The sequence below is a fragment of the Aquabacterium sp. UBA2148 genome, from assembly GCF_002328915.1.
In the GTDB taxonomy this organism is placed as follows: domain Bacteria; phylum Pseudomonadota; class Gammaproteobacteria; order Burkholderiales; family Burkholderiaceae_C; genus Aquabacterium; species Aquabacterium parvum.
Genome location: NZ_DCXA01000048.1, coordinates 3,205 through 5,503, shown reverse-complemented (window position 1 = coordinate 5,503; position 2,299 = coordinate 3,205). Strand labels below are relative to the sequence as shown.

The window sequence follows — 2,299 nt, the reverse complement described above, 5'->3', positions numbered from 1 at the left end:
CCCGACATGCCCGCCTCGCCATCAAAAGCCCACGCCGGCGCTGCGCAGGCGAACTCCTGGTTCGGCCCACCGGACGGCGTCGACAGCACCCTCATCCAGGAAGCGTTTGGTGGCCGTGGATGGAGCGGGATTGGCAGCGCCCCGCCCTCTCAGCCCACATCCGAAGCAGCGGGTGCGCCCTACTTTTTCCGGGTCTACCGCGCCTTCCTCAACGCCCGAGCCGTCCTGGCACTCACCCTGCTGGGGCTCATCGGTGTGCTCCACGCCGCCGGCACCGAAACACCAGGCTGGATGAAATGGATGACGCTGGGCTATGCCGGGCTGGCCTGGCTGGTGTGGTGGTGGCCCAGTCAACGCCGCCCCGCACCGGCCCAGCAATCGACACTGCGTCCGCGTCAGGTGCTGGGCAGCGTTGGCGTGGACCTGGCCTTCTTTTCCGGGTTGCATTACCTGACCGGCTCCTCGGTCAACTCGCAGGCCCTGCTGGTGCTGCCCGTGCTGATGGCGGGTGTGCTGATGCCGCGCATCATGGCCCTGGGCACGGCCGCCGTGGCGACCCTGAATCTGCTGGGATCCGCCGCGCTGCAACTGGTCCAGGGGCAAACCCAGATCACGCAGCTCATGACCCAGGCCGGGCTGACCGGCATCGGCCTGTTCGCCATCGCGATCCTGGCCAACGAGTTGGCCACTCGGCTGGCCCGGGAAGAACGCAGCGCCCGAGGCAGCCTGGAGCTGGCGCGTCAGCAGGCCGAACTCAATCGCCTGGTGCTCGACGAAATGACAGAGGGCGTGATGGTGGTCGACCGGCGAGGTCGCGTGCGCACCGCCAACCCGGCGGCGCGGCGCCTGCTGTCGGCCCACCGCATCGCCTCGAACGCCCCTTTCCAGCTGCGTGGCGTGCCTGCCTGGCACCCCCTGGTCGAGGCCGTCGAACGCGCCATCAACCACCCGCTGCAGGCAGAGGGCGGACAGGAAATCCGCCTGCGCTTTGACGACCAGTCGCAGCGTGAGTTGCGACTGCGGGTGCGCTTCACCCGCAGCCCGGCTCCACCCCAGCAGGACGCGCGCAGAGAAGACATGTGCGTGATGCTGCTGGAAGACCTGCGCACCGTGCGCGCGCGCCAACGCCAGGACAAACTCGCCTCCATGGGCCGGATGTCGGCCGGCATCGCCCACGAAATCCGCAACCCCCTGGCCGCCATCGCCCAGGCGAATGCCCTGCTGGCCGAGGACGCCCTCCAGCCCGGCCAGCAAAAGCTCACCCAGATGATCGGCTCCAACGTCGATCGACTCAAACACATCGTTGACGACATCCTCACCGTGGCCCCAGGCGTGCGCCCGCCTGCGCCCGCCATCGACCCCGTCGAAACGGTGATGGCCATCTGCAACGAATGGCGCAGCACCCACCGCATCGCCACCGGCGTCGACAGCCTGTTTGAAATCGATGTGAGTGGGTGCCACCCTGGCCCCAAACAGATCCCGTTGCGGGTTCGCTTCGAGCCTGAGCACCTGCAACGTGTGCTGGTCAACCTGCTCGACAACGCCCTGCGCTACAACAGCGGAGAGCCTGGCGCCATCCTGCTGAGCCTGCGCTGGCTGGCCTCGGTCACGCCGGAGGGTTTGCTGATGCTGTCGGTGGGCAACGATGGAGAGCCCATCCAGCCCGACACCGAGCGCGCCCTGTTCGAGCCCTTCTTCTCGACCAGCAGCCGAGGCACTGGACTGGGCCTGTACATTTCCCGAGAATTGTGTGAGAGGCACGGTGCGAGCATCGACTACCGCCAACACCCTCCCTCCGTTCGCCACCGCAACGAGTTCTTCATCACGATGCCCGTCGACTCCCCGGCTGACAGCCCGTTCACCGCATGAGCGCACCCTCCCGCCACCGCCTGCTGGTCGTCGACGACGAGCCTGATCTGCGCACCTTGTACGAACTGACCCTGCTGCGCGAGGGCTACCACATTGAAACCGCTGGCTGCGTTGAAGACGCCTGGCAGCTGCTCAGCGAGCAAGCGTTCAGCGCCATCATCACGGACATGCGCTTGCCCGATGGCGAAGGACTCGACCTGATCCGCCGCCTCGACGCCGCAGGCCGGCCCGAAAAGAGCATCGTCATCACCGCCTACGGATCGGCCGAAAACGCTGTCAGCGCGCTCAAGGCAGGCGCCTACGACTACCTCACCAAGCCGGTTGACCTCAAACAGTTCCGCAGCGTGGTGGCATCGGCGCTGCAAGCCCGCGAGGACTCGGCCACCACCGCGCCAACGCCACCTCAGCCCGAACAGCGCACCCGCCCCCG

1 protein-coding gene and 1 pseudogene are annotated in these 2,299 nt (G+C 67.2%); both read left to right on the top strand.

The window, feature by feature from the left end; genetic code table 11:
* Positions 1 to 1,869: two-component system sensor histidine kinase NtrB (locus B2W70_RS02505; RefSeq protein WP_286742511.1), on the top strand; the 1,869-nt coding region annotated here is incomplete at its 5' end.
* Positions 1,866 to 2,299: pseudogene (locus B2W70_RS02500) on the top strand (response regulator); the annotation flags it as partial. The gene B2W70_RS02505 and the pseudogene B2W70_RS02500, both read left to right, overlap by 4 nt.